The sequence below is a fragment of the Bordetella genomosp. 1 genome (assembly GCF_002261335.1).
Classification (GTDB): domain Bacteria; phylum Pseudomonadota; class Gammaproteobacteria; order Burkholderiales; family Burkholderiaceae_B; genus Bordetella.
In genome coordinates, this window is the sequence record NZ_NEVL01000001.1 from 547,446 (window position 1) to 566,970 (window position 19,525).

Below are 19,525 nucleotides of genomic sequence, written 5' to 3' on the forward strand. Positions count from 1 at the left end.
TCACGCGGCTTCGGCTTCGTTCAGGCGCGGCTGGATGAAGTCGAGGAACGCGCGCGTCTTGGCCGGGATGCGGCGCGAGGGCAGCAGCGCGAACAGCGGCATCGGCGTGAGGCTCCATTCGGGCAGCACCCGCACCAGGCCGCTTTGCGCGATCGCGCGCTCCATCGCATCGAACACCAGCAGCGGCGTGATGCCCATGCCATGGCTGGCGAGGCGGCCCAGCATGCCGACGTTGTTGGCGGCCAGGCGGCCGGTGACCTGCACGCGCTCCACCTTTTCGCCCGAGTGCAGCACCCAGTAGGAGAAAGCCTCGCTCATGGCCGGGCGCAGGCACTCGTGGTGACCCAGGTCGGCCGGCGTGCGCGGCGCGCCGTGCAGCTCCAGGTATTGCGGCGAGGCGTAGAGCTGCTGCGTCATCAGCACGATCTGCTTGGCCACCAGGCTGGAATCGGGCTGCTGGCCGAAGCGCAGCACCAGGTCGAAGGGATTGCTGATCGGGTCGATGGGCCGCAGGCTCAGGTCGAAATCGCATTCGATGTCCGGATACTGCTGGCGGAATTCGCGGATCACGATGGGCAGGAAGAGCTGCGCCAGGCTGGTCGGCATCGAGATGCGCAGCCGGCCCTTGGGCTGGGCCGCCATGTCCTGCAGCTGCTCGTGGGCGACGCGCGCTTCCTCCACGATGTGACGGCAGCGCTCGAAGTACACCGCGCCCGCCTCGGTCAGGTCGATGCGGCGCGTGCTGCGATTGAGCAGCTTCATGCCGATGTTGCGCTCGAGCTCGCTGACGCGGCGCGACAGCGTGGAGGTGGGGATGTTCAGCGCATCGGCGGCGTGGCTGAAGTTCTTGCGCTTGGCCACCTCGACGAACAGCGCAATGTCATTGAGCTGGATATCCATGATTTTTCTCTGGTCTTGCTGCGAGCCGGCCCGGCGCGTCGCGATGCGCGCGAGGGCGGGCCGGTCGTCGTCTGGGGCGCAGGGCGCCCGCGCTCGTTCCGGCGCACCGGTCGCGCGGCGCCCGCGGGCCGCCCATGATAAGGGCGGAAACCCCGGCCCGTGCGGCCAAACCGTGCGGGCCGGCAGGCCCGGACCTGGCCATGTGGCGTCGCCTATATGATATTTGGCGGGAACTGACAGTATTCTGATTTATTGTTCCACTGGTGGAAGAGATATAACCATATTCAGGGTTTTTACTAGGTCGCGCTGGCGGGATACTCACCGCACGCCGCGAACCCGAGGCGCCGAGGGGCGCCGGGCGCGGTCGAAGAGGGAGAAGATCAATGAAACCGTACCTAGCCGCCGCACTCGCCGCCCTGACCGTTGCCGGCATGTCCGCCGCCCACGCCGAAGGCAAGACCCGCGAACAGGTCCAGGCCGAACTGCGCGATGCCAAGGCCGCCGGTCGCGTCACCTTTGGCGAGCTCGACTATCCGCCCGCCGCGCCGCTCACCACCGACTCGACCCGCGCCGCCGCCACGCCGGCCGCCGCTGCGCCCGCCGCTGCCCCGGCTGCTGCGCCCGCCGCGGCGCCCGCCGCCGGCAAGACGCGCGAGCAGGTCCGTGCGGAATTACAACAGGCGAAGGCCGCCGGCCAGGTCACGTTCGGCGAGCTGGACTACCCGCCCGCGGGCAACTGAAGCCCTGTCGTATCGGCCCCTGCGCCGGGGCGTTTTCCCTATGAAAACACTGTATTTGGCGCCATTCCAACTGAGCAATGAAAGTGGAATGTTTTGAATCATCTTTCCATCGATGGAAAGGTGTTATCAAAATTCAGGGTTACTCCGGGTCCGGCCTGCGCAGACACTTCGATCTGTGTGTGCCGGAGCCGATGCGGCGGCCCAGGCGCTGGAAACGGCGCGACGCGCACAAGCCTGTTCAGTCATCCGCATTGGGAAAACGAAACATGAAAAAGACGCTATTGGCCATGGCGCTGCTTGCTGGCTTCGCCGGCGCGGCACAGGCAGCCGACTCGGTCACGCTGTACGGCCTGATCGACGCCGGTATCGGTTACGAGCAAGTCAAATTCAAGGGCGACAAGCAGAGCCGCGTCGGCGCCGTCCAGGGCGTGAGCAGCGGTTCGCGCTTCGGCATGCGCGGTTCGGAAGACCTGGGCGACGGCCTGCGCGCCGTCTTCACGCTGGAAGCCGGCTTCGGCCCGCTCAACGGCAACTCGCTGCAAGGCGGCCGCCTGTTCGGTCGTCAAGCCACCGTCGGTCTGGACAGCGACAGCTGGGGCCGCCTGGAATTCGGTCGTCAGACCAACATGGCCAGCAAGTTCATGGGCCAGATCGATCCGTTCTCGATCAGCTACAACACCGCCAACATCGGCACCACGTTCAGCGCCGCCAACACGATGCGCCTGGACAACATGGTCCTGTATCAAACCCCGAACCTGAGCGGCTTCAAGTTCGGCGTGGGCTACTCGTTCAGCGCTGACGACACGCTGCAGGACGGCAACACCGGCTTCCAGACCAACGACAACAACCGCGAAATCACCGCTGGCCTGCAATACGCCAACGGCCCGGTCAATGTCGCGCTGATGTACGACCGCCTGAACCCCAGCAACGGCCGCGCCGACGCCAACGAAACCACCAGCATCCAGTCGTACGCCCTGGGCGGCACCTATGACTTCGAAGTGGTGAAGCTCGCTGCCGCCTTCGGTCAGACCCGCGACGGCTGGTTCATCGGCCAGAACATGGGCACCACGCCCGATGGCATGCAGAAGCTCGGCACCTTCAAGACCGCCGACGGCTTCCGCGCCAACTCGTACATGATCGGCGCCACCGTGCCGCTCGGCCGTCACGCCGTGTTCGGTTCGTGGCAGCGTGCCACGCCCAACAACGACAAGCTGACGGGCGACGACGCCACGTTCAACGTGTACAGCCTGGGCTACACCTACGATCTGTCCAAGCGTACCAACCTGTACGCCTACGCCTCCTACGGCGACAACTACGCGTTCCAGCACGATGCTCGGGACACGGCTGTCGCAGTCGGCCTGCGTCACCGGTTCTAAGCAACGATCGCGCCTGGTTTAACCCTGGATTCGCGGGCTATCTCCGTAGACCGCTTTGAGTGACATCGAACCCCCCCAGTTTTGCCCCAGGCGCGATTGAAGCGTGGAAAGAGCAGGGCCTCCGCAAGGAGGCCCTCTCATTTTGTGCGGCCGGTCTTTGCGGGCCGCCATGCCGTGGGGGTCAGAGGAACAGGCGATAGGCCGGGTTGTCGGTCTCGTTCCAGTGGGGGTAGCCCAGCTCCGCGATGAACTGCTTGAACAGCTTCTTGTCGGAGGCCGGCACCTGGATGCCGATCAGGATGCGGCCGTAGTCGGCGCCCTGGTTGCGGTAATGGAACAGGCTGATGTTCCATTCCGGATTCATGGCATTCAGAAAGCGCATCAGCGCGCCCGGGCGCTCGGGGAATTCGAAGCGGTACAGCAGCTCGGCGCCCGCCAGCGACGAACGCCCGCCCACCATGTGGCGCAGGTGCGTCTTGGCCATTTCATCGTGGGTCAGGTCGAGCGTGTCGAAGCCGGCGCGGCGGAAGTGCGCGGCGATGCGCGCGGGCTCGGTCGGCGCGCTCACCTGCAGGCCCACGAACACGTGCGCGCGGTCGGCATCCGAGATGCGGTAGTTGAACTCGGTGACGCTGCGATCGCCCACCAGCTCGCAGAACTTCCGGAAGCTGCCGCGCTGCTCGGGCATGGTCACGGCGAACACGGCCTCGCGCATCTCGCCCACTTCGGCGCGCTCGGACACGAAGCGCAGCCGGTCGAAATTCATGTTGGCGCCGCAGGCCACCGCGATCAGGTTCTTGCCCTTGAGCTTGTGTTCGGCCGCGTATTGCTTGGCGCCGGCCACGGCCAGCGCGCCCGCGGGCTCGAGCACGCTGCGGGTTTCCTGGAACACATCCTTGATTGCCGCGCAGATCGCGTCGGTGTTCACGATCACGAAGTCGTCCACGTACTGGCGCGTGAGCTTGAAGGTCTCGGCGCCCACCAGCTTCACGGCGGTGCCGTCGGAGAACAGGCCCACGTCGTTGAGCTGCACACGGCGGCCGGCGCGCACGCTGCGCGCCATCGCGTCGGAATCCTCGGTCTGCACGCCGATGATCTTGATCTCGGGGCGCAGCTGCTTCACGTAGGCCGCCACGCCGGCGATCAGGCCGCCGCCGCCCACCGCCACGAAGATGGCGTCGATCGGGCCCGGGTGCTGGCGCAGGATCTCCATGCCGATCGTGCCCTGGCCGGCGATCACGTCGGGATCGTCGAACGGGTGCACGAAGGTGAGCTTCTCTTTCTTTTCGAGCGTCTGCGCATGCTGGAAGGCGTCGGTGAAGCTCTCGCCCGCCAGCACCACTTCGCCGCCGAGGCGGCGCACCGCATCGATCTTCACCTGCGGGCTGGTGGTGGGCATCACGATCACCGCGCGGCAGCCGAGACGCGCGGCCGACAGCGCCACGCCCTGGGCGTGGTTGCCGGCCGAGGCCGCGATCACGCCGCGGTCGCGTGCGGCCGCGGGCAGGTTCGCCATCTTGTTGTAGGCGCCCCGCAGCTTGAAGCTGAACACCGCCTGCGTGTCCTCGCGCTTGAACCACACCGCGTTGCCGATGCGCTGCGACAGCTGCGGAGCGGCCTCCAGCGGTGACTCGACCGCGACGTCGTAAACCTTGGACGTGAGGATGCGCTTGAGATAGTCGGTGGACATGGCGGGCAGTGCGTAAAAATTGAGCGTTGGGCAGGTTAACACAGGGCCCGCGAGCCAGGCGTGGCGCGGCCCGGCGGCAGGTACACTGCCTCGCACGATGGAAGAAACTCTGATGAATGCCGTGCACGGCATGCTGGGATGGCTGGCCCTGCCCAAGGTGGGGCTGGGCGCGGTATTCCTGGTCTGCCTGGTGTCGGCCACGCTGCTGCCGCTCGGCTCCGAGGCCGTGGTGTTCGGCTACCTGAAGCTGCAGCCCGAGATGTTCTGGCCCACCCTCGCCGTGGCCACGCTGGGCAACACGCTGGGCGGCGTGATCAGCTATGGCATGGGCTGGTGGGCGCATCGCGCGGTGGCGCGCTGGCGCGAAAAACATCCGCACGGCGCCGTGCCGGACGGCGAGGGCGCCGCGCCCGGCCCGGCCCCGGACGCGCGTTTCGGTGCGCGCGGCGGCCGCTGGAATGCACGCGCGCACGCCTGGCTGCACCGGCTCGGCCCGCCCGCGCTGCTGCTCTCGTGGCTGCCGGCGGTGGGTGATCCGCTGTGCGCGGTGGCGGGCTGGCTCAAGCTGCCGTTCTGGCCCAGCGTCTTCTACATCGCGGTCGGCAAATTCCTGCGCTACCTGATCCTGACCGCCGGGCTGCTGTGGGTGCTGTGAGCGGCCGGCGCGGCCGATCCGGTATGTTGCGGCGCAACAACCGGACTTGCCGCCGCGCTCGCAGCCGGGCCTGCAGCCGCACTCGCAGCCGCACTTGCCGCCGCACTTGCAGCCGCCGCTTTCCCCATCCGGCCCTTCCTCCGGCCCCGATTCTTGCAGCCAGCTTAAAGCCCTTGCCCGCGCCGTCCTTTGCGAGTTTTTGGCGAGTCGCTGCTGCGATGCCGTAAAATGGTTTTTTAAGGGCCCACACCGCTGCTCCCATGAATGCCCCCCTGGCCAGCCAAATCCTGACTGCGGCGCTGCCCGCACCCGGCGCGCGCCTGCGCGAAATTCCCTACAACTACACGTCGTTTTCCGATCGCGAGATCGTGGCGCGGCTGCTGGGCGACGACGCCTGGCAACTGCTGTCCGACCTGCGCGGCGAACGGCGCACGGGGCGTTCCGCGCGGATGCTCTATGAAGTGTTGGGCGACATCTGGGTGGTGCGCCGCAACCCCTATCTGCAGGACGACCTGCTCGACAACCCCAAGCGCCGCAAGCTGCTGATCGACGCCCTGCATCACCGCCTGGGCGAGATCGACAAGCGGCGCGAGCCGGGCGCGGCCGCCGACGACGGCCACGATCCGCTGCGCGACACCAAGGTGGTCGAGCTGCTGGCGCGCGCCCGCGGCGCGATCGCCAAGTTCGAGAGCGAGTTCGACCAGACCGAGCAGATGCGCAAGCAGGCGCAGCGCGTGCTGGGCCGCATCACGGCGAAAGACAACATCAAGTTCGACGGCCTGTCGCGCGTCTCGCACGTGACCGACGCGACCGACTGGCGCGTCGAGTATCCGTTCGTGGTGCTCACCCCCGACACCGAGCTCGAGATCGCCGCGCTGGTGCGCGCCTGTATCGAGCTGGGCCTGACCATCGTCCCGCGCGGGGGCGGCACCGGCTACACCGGCGGCGCCATTCCGCTCACGTGGAAGTCGGCCGTCATCAACACCGAGAAGTTCGACACGCTCGGCAAGGTGGAGTCCTGTACGCTGCCCGGCCTCACGGAACCGGTCGCGGTGATCAGCGCCGGCGCCGGCGTGGTGACCAAGCGCGTCTCCGAAGCGGCCGAACAGGCGGGCTTCGTGTTCGCCGTCGATCCCACGTCCGCCGAAGCCTCCTGTGTGGGCGGCAACATCGCCATGAACGCCGGCGGCAAGAAGGCCGTGTTGTGGGGCACCGCGCTCGACAACCTGGCCTGGTGGCGCATGGTCGATCCCGATGGCAACTGGCTCGAGGTCACGCGCCTGGATCACAACATGGGCAAGATCCATGACGTCGAGACCGCGCGCTTCGAGGTGCAGTGGTTCGACGGTCACGGCAAGCCGGGCGAGCGCCTGATCAAGAGCGAGACGCTCGAGATCGCGGGCCGCGTGTTCCGCAAGGAAGGCCTGGGCAAGGACGTGACCGACAAGTTCCTGGCGGGCCTGCCCGGCGTGCAGAAGGAAGGTTGCGACGGCCTCATCACCTCGGCGCGCTGGGTGCTGCATCGCATGCCCAAGCACACCCGCACGGTCTGTATGGAGTTCTTCGGCCAGGCGCGCGACGCGATTCCGTCGATCGTCGAGGTGAAAGACTACCTCGATGGCGAAGGCCGTCAGCTGGGCGCGATCCTGGCCGGCCTGGAGCACCTCGACGAACGCTATCTGCGCGCCGTGGGCTACGCCACCAAGAGCAAGCGCGGCGTGCTGCCCAAGATGGTGCTGATCGGCGACATCGTGGGCGACGACGAGAACGCGGTGGCCGTGGCCGCCAGCGAAGTGGTGCGCCTGGCCAACACCCGCCACGGCGAGGGCTTCGTGGCCGTGAGCGCCGAGGCGCGCAAGAAATTCTGGCTCGACCGCTCGCGCACCGCCGCGATCGCGCGCCACACCAACGCCTTCAAGATCAACGAAGACGTGGTGATTCCGCTCAACCGCATGGGCGAATACACCGACCACATCGAACGCATCAACATCGAGCTGTCCACGCGCAACAAGCTGCGCCTGCTGGACGCCCTCGACCAATACCTGGCGGGTCCGCTGCCGGTGGGCAAGGCCGAGGACGCCGAAGACGCCGAGATCACGCGCGCCGAGGTGCTGGCCGACCGCAAGCGCCAGGCGCTCGAGCTGCTGGCCGCCACGCGCAAGCGCTGGCAATGGCTGCTCGACAACCTCGACCTGCCGCTGTCGGCGGCGCTGGGCGAGCTGCAGTCGCTGGGTCTCACGCAACACTACGTGGTGCTGGCCGAGCGCCTGCAGCGCCAGCCCGCCGCGCGCGTGTTCGACGTGGTCCAGGACCGCACGATCCGCGTGTCCTGGAAGGCCGAGGTGCTGCCCGGCCTGACCGGCCTGTTCTCGGGCGCGGCCGGCAAGCAGATCATGGACGAGGCGCGCGAGACGCACACCCGCGTGCTCAAGAGCCGCGTGTTCGTGGCGCTGCACATGCACGCCGGCGACGGCAACGTGCACACCAACATCCCGGTCAACTCCGACGACTACGGCATGCTGCGCGAGGCGCACCAGGCGGTCGAGCGCATCATGCAGATCGCGCGCGACCTCGACGGCGTGATCTCGGGCGAGCACGGCATCGGCCTGACCAAGTACGAGTTCCTGACCGACGCCGAACTGGCGCCGTTCCAGGACTACAAGCGCCGCGTCGATCCGAACAACCACTTCAACGCCGGCAAGCTGATGCCGGGCGCGGACCTGCGCCACGCCTGGACGCCCAGCTTCAACCTGATGGGCCACGAGTCGCTCATCATGCAGCAGAGCGACATCGGCGCGATCTCCGAGTCGGTCAAGAACTGCCTGCGTTGCGGCAAGTGCAAGCCGGTCTGCGCGACCCACGTGCCGCGCGCCAACCTGCTGTACTCGCCGCGCAACAAGATCCTCGCCACCTCGCTGCTGGTCGAGGCGTTCCTCTACGAAGAGCAGACGCGCCGCGGCGTGAGCCTGAAGCACTGGGAAGAATTCGAAGACGTGGCCGACCACTGCACGGTCTGCCACAAGTGCTACACGCCCTGTCCGGTCGACATCGACTTCGGCGACGTGTCGATGAACATGCGCGCGCTCTTGCGCAGCATGGGACGCAAGTCGTTCAATCCGGGCACCACGGCCGCGATGTTCTTCCTCAACGCCAAGGATCCCACCACCATCAACGCCACCCGCAAGGCGATGGTCGGCGTGGGCTACAAGGTGCAGCGCGCCGCGCACGACCTGCTGTCGGGCCTGGCGCGCAAGCAGACCGCCAAGCCGCCGGCCACGGTCGGCCGCGCGCCGCTGCGCGAACAGGTGGTGCACTTCATCAACAAGAAGATGCCGGGCGGGCTGCCCAAGCAGACCGCGCGCAAGCTGCTCGACATCGAAGACGCCAACTACGTGCCGATCATCCGCGATCCCAAGGCCACTTCGGCCGACACGGAGGCGGTGTTCTATTTCCCGGGTTGCGGCTCCGAGCGCCTGTTCTCGCAGGTGGGCCTGGCCACGCAGGCGATGCTCTGGCACGCCGGCGTCCAGACCGTGCTGCCGCCGGGCTATCTGTGCTGCGGCTATCCCCAGCGCGGCAACGGCATGACCGACAAGGCCGAGCAGATCATCACCGACAACCGCGTGCTGTTCCACCGGGTCGCCAACACGCTCAACTACCTCGACATCAAGACGGTGGTGGTGAGCTGCGGCACCTGCTACGACCAGCTCTCGGGCTACGAGTTCGAGAAGATCTTCCCGGGCTGCCGCCTGATCGACATCCACGAGTACCTGCTCGAGAAGGGCATCAAGCTCGATGGCGTCACGGGCACGCGCTACATGTATCACGACCCCTGCCACACGCCGATGAAGCTGCAGGATCCGATGAAGACGGTGCGTTCGCTGGTGGGCGACGGCGCCATCAAGAGCGATCGCTGCTGCGGCGAGTCGGGCACACTGGCCGTGTCCCGCCCCGACGTGTCGACCCAGGTGCGCTTCCGCAAGCAGGAAGAGCTGCTCAAGGGCCAGGACGCGCTGCGCGCCGACGGTTTCAGCGGCGACGTGAAGGTGCTGACGTCCTGCCCGTCGTGCCTGCAGGGCCTGTCGCGCTATGAAGGCGACACGGCCATGGACGCCGACTACATCGTGGTCGAGATGGCCAAGCATGTGCTGGGCGAGAGCTGGATGGAAGACTACGTGCGCCGCGCCAACGCGGGCGGCATCGAGCGCGTGCTGGTCTGATCGCGGCACGCGCCGCAGGCACGCAACGGGACGGCTTCGGCCGTCCCGTTGCGTTTGGGGCCAGGGTGCCGGACGCGCCGATGTTGGTAACTTGCCGCGAATCTTTACTGTTGCAATTGGCGCAATGCCCTGGGGCGACGAAGAATTCCTACTGTTGCACTTTAAGTCCGCTACCTCCCTTTGTGTTTCAATGTTTATCTAGTATCTTCTTAATATTTAGAAGATCCGACGCGGTCTGGACAAGGAAATACTTTGGACGTCAAAGCGCCGGCCACGATTCCCTACTTTCTCAAAGAGCAGATTCGTGAGCTGATAGTCGACGGTACGTTTCGGCCCGGCCAGCCCCTGCGCGAGCAGGAGTTGGAGCAGCGTTTCGGCACCAGCCGCAGCCCGATCCGCGAGGCCCTGCGCCTGCTCGAGCTGAGCGGCCTGGTGGTGCACCTGCAGCGCAAGGGTTTCCGCATCCGCCGCTACACCGAAGACGAGATCCGCGACATCTTCCTGCTGCGCGCCGAGCTGGCTTCCTACAGCATCAATCAACTCGTGGGCCAACCCGACCTGGTGCGCCTGCTGCGCGCCTTCAAGGAACACGATGCCGCGCTGGCCCGCGCCCACGCCGCGCGCGACGTGAGCGCCTACGTGAACGCCCTGCGCGAGTACTACCTCGCCTGTGCGCGCTACACCGACAACGTGCCGCTGGTCGATACGCTCGACCGCCTCACCGAGCAGGTCGAGCCGCTGCGCTACAACCTGCTGCGCCACCAGCTGGCCGACATCGCCTACGACGCCTATCACGCCGGCGTGGCCGAAGCACTCGGGCAGGGCGAATTCAGCCGTGCCGCGCAGCTCGCGCGCGACCACGTGCTCAACATGTTGAGCCAGGTCGTGCATGCCTATGCACAGGTGGTGGTGGACGTGAGCGACGACGAGGGCGAGGAGCGCCTGCGGGCCTACTGAGCCCGCCGCGCAGCGCCGTCCGCCTGCGCGGATGGCCCCGCCGCCGCCCCCGGGGCGCGGTCGACAAGGGCACGGTGGCGTGCCCGGTTTTTTTCCCGCATCGATGAGAGCCGCGTGCCGAGAGGCAGGCGGCATGGCCGCGTTCGCGCCGGCCGCTCAGCGCGCCGGACGGCGTGGCTTGCCGGGCGCGGCGATGGCGATGCCGGCCGCCTCGAGCGCCTGGCGGATCGCGCTGGCGAAGGCCAGCGCGTCGGGCTGGTCGCCGTGCAGGCAGAGCGTGTCGGGCGCGAGCGCCACGGACTTGCCGCTCTGCGCCGTGACCGCGCGCTCGCGCACCATCTGCAGCACCTGCGCCACGGCGAGGTCCACGTCGGTGATCATCGCGCCCGGCTGGGTGCGCGGCGTGAGCGAGCCATCGTCCTGGTAGGAGCGGTCGCCAAACACTTCCTGCGCGAGCTGCAGCCCGGCGCCCTGCGCCGCGGCCACCCACTGACTGCCCGCCAGGCCGTACAGCACGAGATCGGCGTCGACGTCGCGCACGGCGGTACAGATGGCGCGTGCGAGCGCGCCGTCTTTCGCCGCCATGTTGTAGAGCGCGCCGTGCGCCTTCACGTGATGCAGCCGCGTGCCCTGCGAGGCGGCCACGCCGGCCAGCGCGCCGACCTGGTACACCACCAGGTCGTAGGCTTCCTGCGGCGAGATCGCCATGTTGCGGCGGCCGAAGCCGGCGAGGTCGGGCAGGCTCGGATGCGCGCCGATCGCCACGCCGTGTTCGAGCGCGGCCGCGACGGTGCGGCGCATGGTGCCGGGGTCGCCGCCGTGAAAACCGCAGGCGATGTTGGCCGAGGACACGAACGGCAGGATGGCCGTGTCGTTGCCCATCTGCCAGGCGCCGTAGCTTTCGCCCATGTCGCAGTTCAGGTCGAGGGTGATGCTCATGCGGAATCCTTTTCGGCGGCCAGCACGTGCCCGGCCAGTTGCGCGCGCAACGGCGCCAGTGCGGCCTCGAGCGCGGCGAAGGCCTGCGCCCGCGCGGCGTCGAGCTGCTGCGCCTCGTCGAGCGCGATGGGAGCGAAGCGCAGGGTCTGGCCCGGCGCGAACTGGGCCAGCACCGGCAGGTCGACCGCGGCGATCTGCGCCAGCTTGGGATAGCCGCCGGTGGTCTGGCGGTCGGCCATCAGCACGATGGGCTGGCCGCCGGCCGGTACCTGCACCGTGCCGAAGCTCGTGGCCTCGGAGAGGATCTGGCGCGGCGCGGTCATGGCCAGCGTCGGGCCGTCCAGGCGGTATCCCATGCGGTCGGATTGCGCGCTGATACGGTATTCGCCTTCGGCGAAGGCGTGGCGCGAGGCCTGGTTGAATTCGTCCCAGTGCAGGCCGGGCAGGAAGCGCACCGTGGGCCGCTGCAGTGCGCGCAGCGTGGCCGGCAGGTAGATGCGCAGGTCCCAGAGCTCGCGCGCCAGCGCGTCGAGCCGCGCCGGCTCGTCGGTGAGCGCGTGCCTGAAGCCGACCCGGTCGCCCCGCGCCAGCGCGCGGCCCTGGAAACCGCCGAAGCCGCTGCGCAGATAGGTGCTGAAGCTGCCCATCACCGGGTCCAGCGCGAAGCCGCCATGCACGGCGAGGTAGGCGCGCGTGCCGGTCCGGGGCGCGCCGAAGGCCAGCACCGCGCCCGCGCGCACGACGAGCGGACGCAGCAGCGGCAGCGGCTCGCCATCGAGCGTGGCGCCGAGGTCGGCGCCGGCAAGCGCGATACAGGCGGGCGCCTCGAAGCGCAGCATCGGGCCCATCAGCGTGATTTCGAGCGTGGCCTCGTCGGCCGTATTGCCGGCCAGCACGTTGGCGAGCCGGTGCGCGCGCGCATCCATGGCGCCCGCGGCCGGAATGCCCTGGTGCTGGAAGCCCGCGCGGCCTTCGTCCTGGAAGGTCGAGAGCAGGCCGGGTTTCTGGACGGTGAGGCTCATCGCGCCTCCTGCGCGGCGCGCAGCCGGTCGAATTCGGCCTGGTCGATCGGCACGAACCGGATGCGGTCGCCCGGCTGCAGCAGGGCGGCGGGCTCGCGCGTCGCGTCGAACAGGGTGAGGGGCGTGGCGCCGATGATGTTCCAGCCGCCCGGCAGGCGGTTCGGGTAGATCACCGACTGGCGGTTGGCGACCGCCACCGAGCCGGTGGGAACGACCGAGCGCGGCGTGTCGCGCCGGCCGATGCCCAGGCGTTCGTCGTGCACGCCGATGTAGGCGTGGCCCGGCGCGAAGCCCAGCATGTAGACCATGGCGCCCGGCTGGGTGTGCAACGCGATCACCGCCTCCGGCGTGATGCCGGCGGCGCGTGCGACGTCGGCGAGGTCGGGGCCATGCTCGCCGCCGTAGCAGACGGGAATGTAGACCTCGCGGCCGCCCTGTTCGGCCACGTCGATGCCGGCCGCGAGCCGGGCCTCGATGCGTGCGCGCAGGGCGTCGTAGGTGGGGCCGCTGCCGTCGGGCAGCGGCCGGTAATGCACGGCGACCTTGGTGAAGGAGGGCACGACGTCGGTGACGCCGGGCCAGGCCGCATCGCGCAGGGCCTGGGCCAGGCCCAGGCAGCGTTGGCCGGTGGCCTCGCTGATCGCATCGCCCAGCTGGATCACCAGGCAGCGGTCACCCTGCGGCAGGATCTGCCACGCGGTCTCGGCCGAAGAGGGGGGTTGGGAAGACTCGGTCAACGGCGCAAACCTGCGTGCGAGGGTTATTTGGCAAACAGCGATTCTATGTTCTTGAAGGCCTTGAATTCCAGCGCATTGCCGGATTGGTCGAGGAAGAACATGGTGGCCTGTTCGCCGACTTCGCCCTTGAAGCGGACATAGGGCTCGATCACGAACTCGGTGCCGGCGTCGGTCAGCTTCTTGGCCATCGCTTCCCACTGGTCCATCGAGAGCACCACGCCGAAGTGGCGCACGGGCACATTGTGCGAGTCTACGGCATTGGTGCCGTTGCTGCCGCATTCCGACGGGGCCAGGTGGGCGACGATCTGGTGGCCGTAGAAATTGAAGTCGATCCACTCGGGGCTGCTGCGCCCCTCGCTACAGCCGAGCAGTTCGCCGTAGAACTGGCGGGCTTCTGCCAGGTCGCGAACCGGGAAGGCGAGGTGGAACGGGGGAATGGCGGTCTGGGCGGTCATGCGTACGACTCCGAGCGAAAGAAGCAGTGTGCACTGCAAAACCCGATAGTTTATCGATTGATTTTTTGATTGAAAAACGATTATTTTCTGGTCTGACAATCGATTTTATTGATGCTCCAGACCCGTGATCCGCGAACTCCGCACCTTCCTGGCCGTTGCCCGCGACGGCACCTTCACCGGCGCCGGGCGCCAGCTCGGCCTCACGCAGTCGGCCGTGAGCGCGCAGATGCGCCGGCTCGAAGACCAGCTCGGCGTGGCCCTGTTCGAGCGCACCGGCAAGTCGGCCGTGCTCAACACCCATGGGCGCGAGATGATTCCGCAGGCGGAAGAGATGCTGGCGCTCGCCGAGCGCATGGCGAGCGATGCCGGCGCCGCGCGGGTCAGCGGCCTGCTGCGCATCGGCGCGATTGCTTCGGTGCAGCAGGATCTGCTGGTGCGCGCGCTGGCGGCCTTCCGCGCCCACTATCCCGAGGTGCGGGTGCGGCTGGTGCCGGGCGTGTCGCTGAATCTGCTCGGGCAGGTCGACGCGGGCGAGGTGGACCTGGCGGTGCTGATCCGGCCGCCCTTCACGCTGCCGCCCGAGCTGGGCTGGCGCAGCCTGCTGCGCGAGCCGGTGGTGCTGGCGGTGCCGGAGGACTGCCGCGCGGCGGGCTGGCGCGAGCTGCTCACGCAGGAGCCGTTCATCCGCTACGACCGCGGTTCGTTCGGCGGCCGGCAGGTGGATATGTTCCTGCGGCGCCACCGCGTGGCGGTGCGCGATGCCATCGAGCTCGACGAGATCGACGCGATCGGCCATCTGGTGCGGGCCGGGCTGGGCGTGGCCCTGCTGCCGCGCACGCGTCAGCTGGACCCGCGCGGGCTGCGGCTGCTGCCCTTGGGCGACGCGGCCTTCGATCGGGAAATCGGGGTGGTGGGGCGGCAGCCGTTCGAGCGCTCGCCGCTCACGGCGAAGCTGGTGGCATGCCTGGAGGCGGCCGCCGACGCGTGAACGCCGGCGGCCCGCGCCGCATCAGATGCGGTCGCAGCGGACCGTGATGGGGTGGCTGCGCAGGGCGTGCAGCACGGCGTCTTCGACCTTGCCGTCGACGTCGGTGATCACGTAGCCGATCTGGCCGCGCGTCTGCAGCGTCTGGCTGAGGATGTTGAGCCCCTGCTCGGCCAGCAGGTTGTCGAGCGTGCCGAGCGCGCCGGGCGCATTGCGGTGCACGTGCAGGATGCGGGTGGAACCGGCCGGCTCCAGGTACGGCAGCTCGGGGAAGTTGACCGCGGTCTTGGTGGTGCCGGCCTGGATGTAGCGCACCAGCTTCTCGGCCACTTCGCGGCCGATGTTTTCCTGGGATTCCTGCGTGCTGCCGCCGATGTGCGGCGTGAGGATCACGTTGGGCAGGCCGATCAGCGGGCTGTCGAGCGGCTCGCTCGCGCCCTTGGGCTCGGTCGGGAACACGTCGAGCGCCGCGCCGGCCAGGTGGCCGCTGGTGAGCGCCTTGTGCAGCTCGGCGATGTCGACCACCGTGCCGCGCGAGGCGTTGATCAGGATGGCGCCCTTCTTCATCAGCGCCAGCGTTTCGGCGTTGATGATGTTTTCGGTGGACTTGCCGCCCGGCACGTGCAGCGTGACCACGTCGGATTGCTCCAGCAGCTCGGCCAGCGAGGTGGCGGCGCGGGCATTGCCCAGCGGCAGCTTGGCCTCCACGTCGTGATAGACCACGCGCATGCCGATGGCTTCGGCCAGCGTGCTGATCTGCGAGCCGATGTTGCCGTAGCCCACGATGCCGAGGGTCTTGCCGCGCGCCTCGAAGGCGCCGGCGGCGGTCTTGTCCCAGTGGCCCAGGTGCACGCGCGCGTTCTTTTCCGGAATGCGGCGCAGCAGCAGGATGGCCTCGCCCAGCACCAGCTCGGCCACCGAGCGGGTGTTGGAGAAGGGGGCGTTGAAGACCGGCACGCCGCGCTTCATGGCGGCATCGACGTCGACCTGGTTGGTGCCGATGCAGAAGCAGCCGACCACGCGCAGGTTGGGGTTGGCCTCGAACAGCTCGGCGTCCAGGTGGGTGCGAGAACGGATCCCGACCACGTCGGCGCCGGCCAGGGCGGCGCGCAGCTCCGCGGCAGGCAGGGCGGAGCCGTAGGTGGCGATGTCGGTGTAGCCGGCGGCTTCGAAGACCGCGCGGGCGCTGGGATGGATGTTCTCGAACAGGACGATACGGGCCATGGAGTTACTCGAGTTCGGCGGGGGCGTGCCCCGGGTTGCGAAAGGCCGGAGTGCGGGTCGGGAAAACCCGGGTCCGACGTTCATTGTGACTCAGAGTTGGCCCGCTGGGGGGATATGCCCACGCCGGCGGTGTGGAGAATGGTTCTCGATACGGTTGGTTGCGTTTCGGCCCGGCGTCGGGGGCCGGGCGGCGGGTGGCGGCCGGCCTCAGGCGCCGCCGCGCACGGCACGCCAGACGCGGGCGCTGCCGTCGCGCTGCACCAGCAGCACGTCGTAGTCGTCGCGCCGACCGCCGTAGACCTCGCCGTCCATCCCGGGCGCGCCCACCGGCATGCCGGGCACGGCCAGCCCCGCGCCGGCCGGGCTCTGGGCCAGCAGGGCGAGGATGTCCTGGGCGGGCACGTGGCCCTCGAGGGCGTAGCCGCCCACCAGGCCGGTGTGGCAGGAGCCGTATTGGGGCGCGACGCCCAGGCGCGCGCGCACGGGCCCGGTGTCGGCCACGTCGCGCACGGTGACGCGGAAGCCCGCCTCTTCGAGATGGGCCACCCAGTCGCCGCAGCAGCCGCAGCTGGGCGTCTTCCAGACCTCGACCCGCCGGTTGACCGCCTGCTGGGCGAACGCGCGCGCGGGCAGCATGGCCGCCAGCGGTGCGAACAGCGCAAGGCCGCCTGCGTGGCGCAGGAGTTGGCGGCGGGTGAGGGCGGGGCGGGTCGGTTGCGTCATCTGAAGCGGGCTCCAATGCGAGGTGTGCGGGTTCAGAACCAGAAGCGTACGCCGGCCAGCCACAGCAGCTGGCTGCGCGACTCGCCTTCGTCGTTGGCCAGCCTGGCGGTCTGGCCGAACTTGCGTTCGAAGGATACCCCGACGTAGGGCGAGAACTGCCGCGTGATGTCGTAGCTCAGGCGCAGGGCGAGGCTGGCGTCGGACAGGCCCGAGCCGATGCCGCGCCCGGGATCGCTCTTGCCGTAGAGATTGGCTTCGAGCTCGGGCGTGAGGACGAGGTTCTGGGTGAACGACAGCTCGTATTCTGCCTTCAATTTGAACGCGGTGCGGCCCGATTCGCCGACATAGGCGGTGGCTTCGGTTTCGATGTTGTAGGGCGCGGTGCCATACAGGCCGAACGCCGCCCAATCGCGCTTGGGGCCGGTCCCCATGTCGCGGCGCCAGCCGAGCTGGGTGTTCCAGAAGGGCGCGTAGGCGTGCCGCCACAGCACGTGGAGCTGCGCATCGGTGGCGCCCTCGCTGTGCTCCCCTTCGCTCTGCACCACCAGCTTGTCGATGTCGGTGCCAATGGCGAAGCTCGCGTCCCAGGCGCTCACCGTGGTGCCGTGGTTGTCGCGGCCCCATTCGAGCTGGTCGGCATTGAATTGCCAGAACACCGCGTGGTCCATCAGGTGCAGGCCGATGCCATGGTCGGCATAGCGCGAGCCGTTGCCGCCGTCCGACGAGGGCAGGCTGCCGACCGGCACGACGTCGTCGGCCGGCGCGGGCGCGGCGGGCGCCGCATGTGGCGCGGCCATCGGCATCGCCATGCCGGGCATCTCCATGCCGGGCATCTTCATGCCAGGCATGTTCATGCCCGGCATGCTGGCGGGCGCCGGGGCATGGCCGGCGTGGCCGGACTGCGCCAGCGCGGCGGCCGGCAGGGCCGCGACCAGCGCGGCGGACAGGAGGGTCGGGATCGTTCGCATGATGTCAGGCCACCACGACGGCGCGGAACATGCCGGCGTCCATGTGATAAAGCAGATGGCAGTGATAGGCCCAGTTGCCGCGCGCATCTGCGTGGACGCGGTAGGTGATGCGTTGGGCGGGGTGCAGGCTCACGGTGTGCTTGCGCACCTGGAAGCGGCCGTCGGGCGATTCGACGTCGCTCCACATGCCGTGCAGGTGGATGGGGTGGCTCATCATGGTGTCGTTGACCAGCACGAATCGCACCCGCTCGCCGTAATGCAGCACGATCGGGTCGGCGTCGCCGAAGGTCTTGCCGTTGAACGACCACATGAAGCGGTCCATGTTGCCGGTCAGGTGCAGCTCGATCTCGCGCGTGGGCGGCAGGTTGTCGGCCGGGATGACGAGCGAGCGCAGGTCGGCATAGGTGAGGACGCGCCTGCCGTTGCCGCGCAGGCCCGCGCCGGGATCGTCGAGCCGGGTCGAGACCTGCGCCGGAATCATGTCCTGGGCCACGCCGTATTCGGCCGGATCGTGATGCTTGACCACCACCATGCCGCCCGCCGCCGCGCCCTGCGGCCGGCCGTCCATCGCCATGGGCGCGCCGTGGCCCATCGCGCCATGATCCATGCCGGGCATCGGCATGTTCATCGGCATCGGCATGTTCATCGGCATCGGCATGCCGGCATGGCCGGACGGCGCGGCCTTGCCGTCCATCTTCATGCCGGCCATGTCCTTGCCACCCATGTCCATGTCGGCCATATCCATGCCGGCCATGTCCATCTGGCTCATGTCCATGCCCATGTCCTGCATGGTCAGCCGCTGCACCGGGTCGACCGCGGGCACCGCGGCCTGCATGCCGGCGCGCGGCGCGAGCGTGGCGCGGGCATAGCCCGAGCGGTCCATCGACTGGGCGAACAGCGTGTAGGCGCGGTCGTCGGGATGCACGATGACGTCGTAGGTCTCGGCCACGCCGATGCGCAGCTCGTCGACCTCGACCGGATGGACCTCCTGGCCATCGGCACTGACCACGGTCATCTTGAGGCCGGGCAGGCGCACGTCGAAGTAGGTCATGGCCGAGCCGTTGATGAGGCGCAGCCGCACCTGTTCGCCGGGCGTGAACAGGCCGGTCCAGTTGCCGGCCGGCGTCTTGCCGTTCACCAGGAAGGTGTAGGTGAGCGCCGAGACGTCGGCCAGGTCGCCGGCGTTCATGCGCATCTTGTCCCACATCAGGCGTTCGGACAGCGCCGCGCCCCAGCCGTCGCGCCCGGCCTGGTCGGCGAGGGCCGCGACCGTGGGCATGTTGGTGTTGTAGACGTGCGAGACCGCCTTGAGCTTGCGGAACACGGTCTCGGGATCCTCGTCGGTCCAGTCGGACAGCATCACGGTGTAGTCGCGGCCCTGGGCGGGCGGGGCGTCGCGCGGCGAGATGACCAGCGGGGCATACACGCCGGTCTGCTCCTGGAAGCCCGAGTGGCTGTGATACCAGAACGTGCCGTGCTGCTTGACCTTGAAGCGGTAGGTAAAGGTCTGGCCGGGGGCGATGCCGTCGAAGGTCATGCCCGGCACGCCGTCCATTTCGTGCGGCACCAGGATGCCGTGCCAATGGATGGACGTGTCTTCGGCGAGCCGGTTGGTGACGTGCATGGTCACCGTGTCGCCTTCGCGCCAGTGCAGCACCGGACCGGGGATCAGGCCATTGATGGTGGTGCCGATGCGCGGCGCACCGGTGAAGTTCACCGGCGTATTGCCGATCTCGAGATGGAATTCGGTGCCGCTCAGCACCGCCTGCCGGTCGGGGGCGGCGGCGAGCGCGGGGCGGGCGCGCCAGGCGCCGAGCGTGGCGAGCACGCCGCCGGCGGCGATGCCACAGACGAAGCGGCGGCGCGAAAGCTGCAAGGGGAGGGACCGGTCCATGGCATCAGCGTCCGGACGGGCGGGCGCCGGCACGGCGCGG

General features: G+C 68.6%; 16 protein-coding genes. 6 read left to right on the top strand and 10 right to left on the bottom strand.

All coding sequences use genetic code 11. The annotated features are described in order from the left end of the window. Entirely contained in the window at positions 1-900 is a 900-nt protein-coding gene (locus CEG14_RS02540) for a LysR family transcriptional regulator (RefSeq protein ID WP_094824771.1), read from the bottom strand. Positions 901-1,283: 383 nt separating this feature from the next. Here CEG14_RS02540 and CEG14_RS02545 point away from each other — a divergent pair, with 383 nt between their 5' ends. Both CEG14_RS02545 and CEG14_RS02550 read left to right on the top strand, forming a co-directional pair. Further along, positions 1,284-1,640 (top strand): DUF4148 domain-containing protein, encoded by a 357-nt coding sequence (locus CEG14_RS02545; RefSeq protein ID WP_094824772.1) that lies wholly within the window; start codon positions 1,284-1,286, stop codon positions 1,638-1,640. A 266-nt stretch (positions 1,641-1,906) separates the two neighbouring features. Beyond that, the gene (locus CEG14_RS02550; protein WP_094824773.1) at positions 1,907-3,016 is read left to right on the top strand and encodes a porin; all 1,110 of its coding nucleotides are present in this window, start codon (positions 1,907-1,909) and stop codon (positions 3,014-3,016) included. 181 nt (positions 3,017-3,197) lie between these two features. On the opposite strand, the gene ilvA is transcribed toward CEG14_RS02550, so the two are convergent. Further along, on the bottom strand, positions 3,198-4,706 hold the full coding sequence (ilvA, locus tag CEG14_RS02555; protein ID WP_094824774.1) for a threonine ammonia-lyase, biosynthetic: 1,509 nt from the start codon (positions 4,704-4,706) through the stop codon (positions 3,198-3,200). Positions 4,707-4,803: 97 nt separating this feature from the next. Here ilvA and CEG14_RS02560 point away from each other — a divergent pair, with 97 nt between their 5' ends. The 3 genes from CEG14_RS02560 (at position 4,804) to CEG14_RS02570 (ending at position 10,538) form a co-directional block, all read left to right on the top strand. Next, positions 4,804-5,361 (top strand): YqaA family protein, encoded by a 558-nt coding sequence (locus tag CEG14_RS02560; protein WP_094824775.1) that lies wholly within the window; start codon positions 4,804-4,806, stop codon positions 5,359-5,361. 260 nt (positions 5,362-5,621) lie between these two features. Continuing rightward, the gene (locus CEG14_RS02565) at positions 5,622-9,581 is read left to right on the top strand and encodes a DUF3683 domain-containing protein (RefSeq protein WP_094824776.1); all 3,960 of its coding nucleotides are present in this window, start codon (positions 5,622-5,624) and stop codon (positions 9,579-9,581) included. A 252-nt stretch (positions 9,582-9,833) separates the two neighbouring features. Continuing rightward, the gene (locus CEG14_RS02570) at positions 9,834-10,538 is read left to right on the top strand and encodes a GntR family transcriptional regulator (RefSeq protein ID WP_094824777.1); all 705 of its coding nucleotides are present in this window, start codon (positions 9,834-9,836) and stop codon (positions 10,536-10,538) included. Positions 10,539-10,694: 156 nt separating this feature from the next. Here the strand turns inward: CEG14_RS02570 and CEG14_RS02575 are convergent, their stop codons facing one another. Genes CEG14_RS02575 through CEG14_RS02590 form a run of 4 tightly spaced genes read right to left on the bottom strand, consistent with a single transcriptional unit; the run spans position 10,695 to position 13,691 of the window. Further along, entirely contained in the window at positions 10,695-11,477 is a 783-nt protein-coding gene (locus CEG14_RS02575) for a 5-oxoprolinase subunit PxpA (protein ID WP_094824778.1), read from the bottom strand. Beyond that, positions 11,474-12,499 (bottom strand): biotin-dependent carboxyltransferase family protein, encoded by a 1,026-nt coding sequence (locus CEG14_RS02580; protein ID WP_094824779.1) that lies wholly within the window; start codon positions 12,497-12,499, stop codon positions 11,474-11,476. The genes CEG14_RS02575 and CEG14_RS02580 overlap by 4 nt, the downstream gene beginning before the upstream one ends. Further along, on the bottom strand, positions 12,496-13,236 hold the full coding sequence (gene pxpB, locus CEG14_RS02585) for a 5-oxoprolinase subunit PxpB (RefSeq protein ID WP_094824780.1): 741 nt from the start codon (positions 13,234-13,236) through the stop codon (positions 12,496-12,498). Before pxpB ends, CEG14_RS02580 begins: the two co-directional genes overlap by 4 nt. Before the next feature lie 23 nt (positions 13,237-13,259). Further along, positions 13,260-13,691: a VOC family protein gene (locus tag CEG14_RS02590; protein WP_094824781.1), complete on the bottom strand. Its 432-nt coding sequence runs from the start codon at positions 13,689-13,691 to the stop codon at positions 13,260-13,262. 124 nt (positions 13,692-13,815) lie between these two features. Here CEG14_RS02590 and CEG14_RS02595 point away from each other — a divergent pair, with 124 nt between their 5' ends. After that, complete coding sequence (locus CEG14_RS02595) at positions 13,816-14,679, top strand: LysR family transcriptional regulator (protein WP_094824782.1); 864 nt, start codon at positions 13,816-13,818, stop codon at positions 14,677-14,679. Between the two features lie 21 nt (positions 14,680-14,700). Here the strand turns inward: CEG14_RS02595 and serA are convergent, their stop codons facing one another. From serA to CEG14_RS02615, 4 genes are all read right to left on the bottom strand, one after another. Then, positions 14,701-15,900: a phosphoglycerate dehydrogenase gene (gene serA, locus CEG14_RS02600; protein ID WP_094824783.1), complete on the bottom strand. Its 1,200-nt coding sequence runs from the start codon at positions 15,898-15,900 to the stop codon at positions 14,701-14,703. A 207-nt stretch (positions 15,901-16,107) separates the two neighbouring features. Continuing rightward, positions 16,108-16,623, bottom strand: coding sequence for a DUF411 domain-containing protein (locus CEG14_RS02605; RefSeq protein ID WP_094824784.1), 516 nt, complete (start codon positions 16,621-16,623; stop codon positions 16,108-16,110). Positions 16,624-16,655: 32 nt separating this feature from the next. Then, on the bottom strand, positions 16,656-17,591 hold the full coding sequence (locus tag CEG14_RS02610) for a copper resistance protein B (protein WP_256985563.1): 936 nt from the start codon (positions 17,589-17,591) through the stop codon (positions 16,656-16,658). A gap of 4 nt (positions 17,592-17,595) precedes the next feature. Then, complete coding sequence (locus CEG14_RS02615; RefSeq protein ID WP_094824785.1) at positions 17,596-19,485, bottom strand: copper resistance system multicopper oxidase; 1,890 nt, start codon at positions 19,483-19,485, stop codon at positions 17,596-17,598. Positions 19,486-19,525: the final 40 nt, after the last annotated feature.